This is a genomic window from Pseudoxanthobacter sp. (assembly GCF_036822375.1).
In the GTDB taxonomy this organism is placed as follows: Bacteria; Pseudomonadota; Alphaproteobacteria; order Rhizobiales; family Segnochrobactraceae; genus Pseudoxanthobacter.
On the sequence record NZ_DAISHT010000176.1, the window covers coordinates 1 to 6,974 of the forward strand.

Genomic DNA, 6,974 nt, shown 5'->3' on the forward strand with positions numbered 1-6,974 from the left:
GACAGGGCCGAAGGACAAGGCAGAGGGACAGGGCAGAGGAACCGGGAATGACTGAAGCGATGCAGTTTGCCTCCGATAACTGGGCCGGCGTGCCGGACGCGGTGGCACAGGCGCTGAGCGCGGCCGCGGCGGGCGCGGTGCCGGCCTATGGCGACGACGACGGCACGGCAGCGGTGAGCGAGCGCATCGCCGCGCTGTTTGGCTGCCCGGTCTCGGTGTTCTACGTCGCCACCGGTTCCTCGGCGAACGCACTTTCCCTGTCGGCGCTTGTGCCGCCCGGCGGCGTGGCCTTTGCCCATGAGGGCGCCCATGTGCAGAGCGACGAGTGCAATGCGCCGCTGTTTCTGTCGCCGGGGCTGCGGATTCTCAGCCTGCCCGGCGCGGCCGGCAAACTCAGTGCCGGGGGCCTCGACGCGGCGCTGGAGCGCTTCGGCCCGCCGGTGGTTCACCACGGCCGTGCCGCGGCGGTGACGCTGACCAACGCCACCGAACTCGGCACCGTCTATGGCCCGGATGAGGTTGCGGCCATCGGCCGGGTGGTGCACGGCCGCGGGCTGAAGCTGCACATGGACGGCGCGCGTCTTGCCAACGCGCTGGCGGCGACCGGCTGCAGCCCGGCGCAGATGACGTGGCAGGCGGGGGTGGATGCGCTGTCCTTCGGTCTCACCAAGACCGGCGGCTGGTGCGCGGAGGCGGTGGTGCTGTTCGGCGAGACCGGGGCGGCGGATTTTCCCTATCTGCGCAAGCGCGCCGGCCATCTGATTTCCAAGAGCCGGTTCGTTTCGGCGCAGTTCGCGGCCCTGCTGGCGGATGATCTGTGGCTGCGCCTTGCGGCTCACGCCAACGCGATGGCGCAGCGGCTTCATGCCGGCCTTGCCGCGCTGCCGGGGGTGTCGTTCGATTTTGCGCCGCAGGCCAACGCCCTTTTCCCGGCCGTGCCGAAGGCGATGGCGGCGCGCCTGAGTGCGGCGGGCGCGGCTTTTTATGAGTGGCCGGATGCCGGCTTCGCAGAACCTGCCGGGCCGGACCGGGTGCGGTTGCGCCTCGTCGCCAGCTTCGCCACCGCCGCGCCGGATGTGGATCGCTTCCTTGCGGTGGCCGCCGGCTGAAACCGGTCGCGCGGCATGCGCCGTCAGAATCACGCCGCGCCGCATGCGGACAAACGCAAGGCGCCCCGGCCGAAGAACCGGGGCGCCTGAACGGATGTCCCTGAACGGATGACAGGGTAACGGATGACGGGGCCGTGATGGCCGGCGGACGACCTGACCCGGGTATGGGTGCGCGCAGTCGCATCGGGAGCGGATTATATTCCGCTCCGGCCCGGCTTTTGCATCCGGCCTTTCCCGCTGCTCTGCCGCCGGCAGGGGCGGCGGTGCGATGAGGGCGGCGGGCGCCGCCCTCAGAGCCGGAGACCGGCGGTTCAGCGGGCCGCGGCTCAGGCCGCTTCGCTGACCGTCGCCTCGATCTGGCGGGAGGTGTTGGCCGCCGGCGTCGAAATCGCAACGGTGCGCGGCTTCAGCGCCTCCGGAATCTCGCGCACGAGGTCGATGTGCAGCAGACCGTTCTCAAGGCTCGCGGTCTTCACGAACACATAATCGGCGAGCTGGAAGCGGCGCTCGAAGGCGCGGCCGGCGATGCCGCGATAGAGAACGGAACGGCCCTCGGCCTCCGTTTCCTTCTTTTCGCCCTTCACCATCAACTGGTTCTCGCGCACCTCGATTTCGAGGTCCTTGTCGGTGAAGCCGGCAACCGCCATGGTAACGCGATAGGCGTTTTCGCCGGTGCGCTCGATATTGTAGGGCGGATAGGCGGGCGCGCTGTTATCGGGACCGCTGAACTGGTCGAGCGCCTGAAACAGGCGGTCGAAACCAACGGTGGAGCGATAGAGCGGGCCGAGATCGAAATGACGCATGATGTCCTCCTTCGGAGCAACGGGTGCGATAAGGTTCCCTGCCGCCCGCCATGTGGCCGGGCTCCCGGGAACGGGTGCGGACCCGACTGGCGTCCGCAGGGCTGAGATGGGAATGTTCTCCCACGGCTTCAAGGGTCGGATCCCGGATTTTTCGTGCGGCCGGCTGCGTCCGGGGCGTGCGGGGGCGGGATGTGCGGGTGCAGGAGATGACGGACCATGAAAGGCTGCGGGGCATGAAGGGCAGCGCGAACCCGGCGGGCATCGCCGGCCTGGCCTCTCTGATCACCGTGCCGGGCCTGCCGGTGCCGGAAGGCGGCGTGGTGGAAATGGTGCCGGGCCGGCGCAATGTGCCGCTGCGTCTGGCGCGATGGTCGCCGCTGCCGGGCCTGACGCCGCGCGGCACGGTGTTTCTGGTGCTCGGGCGGGCGGATTTCATCGAGAAATATCTGGCCGTGGTGGCCGATCTGCGCGCCCGCGGCTTTGCCGTGGTGGTGCACGATCCGCGCGGGCAGGGCCGCTCCGGCCGGCAGGCCGGGCCGGGTGTGGGCCATGTCGGCAGCTTTCACGATTATGTTGCCGATCTCGACGCCGTCATCAAAGTGGCGCGCCGGCCGACCGACGGCCTGCCGCTGCCGCGCCCGTTCGTGCTGCTCGGCCATTCGGCCGGCGCCACGGTGGCGCTGATGGCCTCCTACCGGCTGCACAAGGATGTGGACCGCATCGTTGCCGTGTCGCCGATGCTGGGGCTGACCGGCATCGGTCTGCCGGGCTGGCTCGTCGGCCTTGCGGCCGGCGCGGCGCAGATGGCCGGGCTCGGCCGGCGGCCGGCGCGCAGCCGCCCGCAGCCGCCCGACCTGCCGTTCGAGGACAATCCGCTGACCTCCGATCCCGACCGCTTCGCCCTGATCGCGGCGCTGCACGAGGCCGATCCCGGCCTTGCCGCCGGTCCGCCGACCTTCGGCTGGGTGAAGGCGGCCAGCGATGCCATGCGCATTCTGCACAAGCGCGATCTGATCGCCCGGCTCACCACGCCGGCCCTGCTGGTGGCCTGCGGCAACGACAGCATCGTGTCGACGCCGGCCATCGAGCGCTACGGCCGCCAGCTGCCCGCCGGCGGCGCGGTTCTCATTCCCGGTGCCCGGCACGAGCTGCTGATGGAGCGCGATGTCTATCGCCGGCCGTTCTGGGCGGCCTTCGATGCCTTTATTCCGGGTGAGCAGGAATAAGGCAGAATGCTCATTTTGCGGGCTATTTGCGCGCAAATGAGTTTACCGGGCTGGAATGGCTCCGAAGAGGGCCGCCGATGCTGCCCTCAATTACGGCAAAGCGGTTATTTTCCGGGCGAAGGCCGGTCGCGGCCTTCGCCCGTCGTTCGGTTGCCCGTCCGGGGCGTCAGTCGTTCAGCGCCCGGGCGCCGATGTCGTGGCGGCAGAAGCCGCCCGGCCAGTCGATGGCGGCAACGGCGGCATAGGCGGCGTCGTGGGCGGCGCGCAGCGTGTCGCCCAGCGCGGTGACGTTGAGCACCCGGCCGCCCGCGGCCACCAGCGTGCCGTCATCGGCCAGTCGCGTGCCGGCCTGGAACACCGCGCCGCCCGGCAGCATCGCATCGGCGGCCGCAAGGCCGGCGATGGGGGTGCCGGCTTCCACCGGGCCGGGATAGCCGCGGGCGGCCATCACCACCGTCAGCGCCGCCTCGCGGCGGAAGGCCAGCGGCGGCAGGGCGGCAAGCCGGCCGGTGGCCACCGCCAGCAGCACCTCCAGCAGGTCGCTCTCCAGCCGCGCCATCATCACCTGACATTCCGGGTCGCCGAAGCGCACGTTGTATTCGATGAGCTGCGGTCCCGTCGGCGTCAGCATCAGGCCGGCATAAAGAACGCCGCTGAACGGTGTGCCGGCTTCCGCCATCGCGGCAACCGTCGGCTCCACGATCTCGCGCATCACCTGAACGGACAGGTCCGGTGTCAGGATCGGCGCCGGGGAATAGGCGCCCATGCCGCCGGTGTTCGGGCCTTCGTCGTTGTCGTAGGCGCGCTTGTGGTCCTGAGCGGTGGCGAACGGCACCACGGTGCGGCCGTCGGTCAGGGCGAAGAAGCTCACTTCCGGGCCGGTCAGCTTCTCTTCGATGACCACCTCGGCACCGGCGGCGCCGAACGAGCCGTCGAAGCAGGCTTCCAGTGCGGCGATGGCCTCGGCCATCGTCTCGGCCACCACCACGCCCTTGCCCGCGGCAAGCCCGTCGGCCTTGACCACCACCGGCGCGCCGACGGTCTCCAGATAGGCGCGGGCCTCTCCGAGGGTGCCGAAACGGCCATAGGCGGCCGTGGGAATGCCGGCGCGGGCGCACAGATCTTTGGTGAAGCCCTTGGAGCCCTCCAGCCGGGCGGCAGCCTTCGTCGGGCCGAAGGCCGGGATGCCGGCTGCGGCGAGATCGTCCACCAGCCCGGCGACCAGCGGCACTTCCGGCCCGACCACCACGAGGCCGATGGCATGGTCGCGGCAGAAGGCGGTCACGGCGGCATGGTCGGTCACCGCCAGATTTACAAGCGTGGCGTGGGCGGCGATGCCGGGGTTGCCGGGGGCGGCATAAAGCCGGTCGAGGCCGGCCGACTGGGCAAGTTTCCAGGCAAGCGCGTGCTCGCGCCCGCCGCCGCCGATCAGGAGAACGTTCATCGGGTCATCCGGTGCGGGGTGTCAGGGCCGGATCGTCAGGGCCGGGTTGTCCCGGTTCTGCGCTCCGGCCATTGTGCCGCAGACCCCGCGGGGCCGCGGCCGGCTCACTGGCGCGCCCTTTAGCATGGGGGCGCGCGCTTGCGAAGCCGCGCAGCCGGTCGCAGGGCTTGACGGGCGGCTGAAAGAGTGATGCCCGAAAGGCAGCCGGGGCGCTGCCGGCCCGCTGTGCCGGGCGCGGGCCTGCCCCGGCGCCGATTCAGTGTTACAGCAGACAGGCCGCCCCGGCAGACAGGCGGCAGGATTCGCGCCCCGAGATGCAGGTGCTTCGACAATGACATCTTCCCCCGACAGTTCCGCCCCCCGCGCCGGCAGCGGCACCGTGGCCGATGCCGCCCGCGGCAACTGGGTGGACCGCTTCGGCCCGCTGTGGCTGAAGCCCTATGCCCGCCTTGCCCGCTGGGACCGGCCGATCGGCTGGTGGCTGCTGCTGTGGCCGTGCTGGTGGTCGGTGGCGCTGGCCACGGGCGCTGCGGGCGAACGCTGGCCGAGCCTGTGGTTCCTGCTTTTGTTCCTCATCGGCTCGGTCGCCATGCGCGGCGCCGGCTGCACCTATAACGACATCGTCGACCGCGATATCGATGCCGCGGTGGCCCGCACCCGCTCGCGGCCGATTCCGAGCGGGCAGGTCAGCGTGCGGCAGGCATGGCTCTTTCTCGGCGCGCAGACGCTGACCGGCCTCGTCGTGCTGCTGCAGTTCAATTTCTTCTCCGTGGTGCTGGCCATTTCGTCGCTGGTCATCGTGGCGGCCTATCCGTTTGCCAAGCGGGTGACGAACTGGCCGCAGGCGGTGCTGGGCCTCGCCTTCTCGTGGGGCGGGCTCATGGGCTGGGCGGCGGTGTTCGGCTCGCTCGCCTGGCCGGCGGTGCTGCTCTATGCGGCCGCGGTGCTGTGGACCATCGGTTACGACACCATCTATGCCCATCAGGACCGCGAGGACGATGCCATCGTCGGGGTGCGCTCCACGGCGCGCCTGTTCGGCGAGAACACCCACAAGGCGCTGATGGTGCTGTTCGGCGGCACGACGGTGCTGCTGCTGCTGGCCCTCGTGGCGGCGGGGGCGGGCTTCTTCGCCTATCTCGGCCTGCTGGCCTTCGCGGTGCATCTCGGCTCGCAGATCTTCCGCCTCGATATCGACGACGGGGCGCTGTGCCTGAAGCTGTTCCGCTCCAATACCGCGGCGGGCTGGCTGCTGTTCGCCGGGCTGGTGATCGACGCGGCGGTCCGGGCCTGAACGACGCCGGCCACAAACGAAAACGGCCGGATCCGCAGCGATCCGGCCGGTCTGGATTTTTGACGTCGGGCGCGCGAGGGGCGCGGCCCGTCAGTTGCGGGCGATGATCTCGCGCTCGCCGCCATGGAGGGCGGCGGTGGCGGCGCAGAAGCGGCCGCGGCGCCACACCATGCGCGGGCGGCGGCGGGTGGTCTGGCGGCCGAAGCGGCGCGGGGCGGGGGCGTGCACGCTGTCGGTGCGCTCGTCGACCGGCGCCAGCACCAGCGAGCCGTCGGCTTCGAACATCATCATCGGCAGCGCGAGCGCCTGCGACCAGCGCCGCCACAGCCGGGCCGCGCGGTCGAGATCGAAGGCGGTGTCGAGCGGCACGCTCATGCTGGGATCGGGGTGGATGAGCTCGATGCGCACGATGCCGCTCTCGGGCTCGAAGCGCACCGCCACGCCGGTGAAGGAATGGAACGGCACCACCACGGTGGTGGTGAGGCCGGAAAGGCGGCGCTTGAACACGGCGCCGTCGTGATCGAGATAAACCGGCGCGGCATCGCCAGGCCACTCGGTAGACCGCGGCAGAAGGCGCTCCGGCTCGCAGGACCGCACCTGCGTCTCGGCCTGCTGCATCACGCTCGCCTGGCTCTGTCCAATCATTGCGCCTCTCCTGAACGTCTTTCCCGCAGCTCTCCCCGGCCCCTCGCCGCGGGATGTCGCTGCGCCCCGTCCGGCCTGCTGCGGCGGTCCGGTGCGGGTGGAGGCCGGCACCCCGTGGGGCCATGCTTCCGATGGGCTGACGCTAGGCTCCGGCATGTTGTGCAGGTCTTAACGGGGCCGGGCGGGAAGGGCGGGAACGCCCGCTCGCACGCTGCTTCTGCGGCGCAGGGTTAGGAAATGGTAGCAAGCCGCGGCGCGATTGCAGACAATTGCCCGTAACCGGCCCGAACGCGCCGCTTTGCGGTCTTGCCGGCTGCCGGCCGGGCGCCTAAACCGTTCTGCAGAAGACCGGGCGGAGAAGGCGCATGCCCGCTGACGGCCGGTCCCGTTCTGCGTTCTGCTTCGTGCGTCGTCGCGCTTCGTCGTGCGTTCTGCCGTGTCTGTGCGTACCGCCGT

General features: G+C 70.5%; 6 protein-coding genes. 3 read left to right on the top strand and 3 right to left on the bottom strand.

The window, feature by feature from the left end; all coding sequences use genetic code 11:
• The first annotated feature begins 47 nt into the window (after positions 1 to 47).
• Complete coding sequence (locus V7067_RS13845) at positions 48 to 1,109, top strand: beta-eliminating lyase-related protein (RefSeq protein WP_334176491.1); 1,062 nt, start codon at positions 48 to 50, stop codon at positions 1,107 to 1,109.
• A 326-nt stretch (positions 1,110 to 1,435) separates the two neighbouring features.
• Here the strand turns inward: V7067_RS13845 and V7067_RS13850 are convergent, their stop codons facing one another.
• A complete protein-coding gene (locus V7067_RS13850) occupies positions 1,436 to 1,912 on the bottom strand; it encodes an Hsp20 family protein (RefSeq protein ID WP_334176492.1) in 477 nt (158 codons plus the stop codon).
• A 233-nt stretch (positions 1,913 to 2,145) separates the two neighbouring features.
• Between V7067_RS13850 and V7067_RS13855 the strand changes: the two genes are divergently transcribed.
• Positions 2,146 to 3,138, top strand: coding sequence for an alpha/beta hydrolase (locus V7067_RS13855; protein ID WP_334176493.1), 993 nt, complete (start codon positions 2,146 to 2,148; stop codon positions 3,136 to 3,138).
• 166 nt (positions 3,139 to 3,304) lie between these two features.
• On the opposite strand, the gene purD is transcribed toward V7067_RS13855, so the two are convergent.
• Positions 3,305 to 4,582 (bottom strand): phosphoribosylamine--glycine ligase, encoded by a 1,278-nt coding sequence (purD, locus tag V7067_RS13860; RefSeq protein ID WP_334176494.1) that lies wholly within the window; start codon positions 4,580 to 4,582, stop codon positions 3,305 to 3,307.
• 331 nt (positions 4,583 to 4,913) lie between these two features.
• Between purD and ubiA the strand changes: the two genes are divergently transcribed.
• The gene (ubiA, locus tag V7067_RS13865) at positions 4,914 to 5,873 is read left to right on the top strand and encodes a 4-hydroxybenzoate octaprenyltransferase (protein WP_334176495.1); all 960 of its coding nucleotides are present in this window, start codon (positions 4,914 to 4,916) and stop codon (positions 5,871 to 5,873) included.
• 90 nt (positions 5,874 to 5,963) lie between these two features.
• On the opposite strand, the gene V7067_RS13870 is transcribed toward ubiA, so the two are convergent.
• The gene (locus V7067_RS13870) at positions 5,964 to 6,518 is read right to left on the bottom strand and encodes a DUF6101 family protein (RefSeq protein ID WP_334176496.1); all 555 of its coding nucleotides are present in this window, start codon (positions 6,516 to 6,518) and stop codon (positions 5,964 to 5,966) included.
• Between the last annotated feature and the right edge of the window lie 456 nt (positions 6,519 to 6,974).